A 266-nucleotide genomic window follows, 5' to 3' on the forward strand; every position below is an offset into this window, starting at 1 on the left:
AAGTGTGGTGCTGACGGATCGAGGTACGTGTCGCCGCTCAAGAATTACCTTCAGGAACCGAGCACAGGCGAGTTGCGCTGGCTGCATGCCGAACTCGGCGCCACTATGCCCTACCGGCAGGCCAAGCAGGTCATGGACCTCTTGTTGCCAACGTCCGGACGCGACAGTCACGTGACCATCCGCAATCACACAATGGCCGTCGGCAAATCCCTCCAGCATGCACAGCCCGTGCGGCGGTGGTGCGAGGAGATAAAGCCGATTGCCGA

Annotated in this window: 1 pseudogene; it reads left to right on the top strand. The window is 60.9% G+C overall.

Features of this window, described 5'->3' with window-relative positions:
* Positions 1-266 (top strand): annotated as a pseudogene (locus tag ACYP5B_RS44800) (ISKra4-like element ISBusp5 family transposase); the annotation flags it as partial.

Source organism: Cupriavidus sp. 8B (assembly GCF_054589115.1).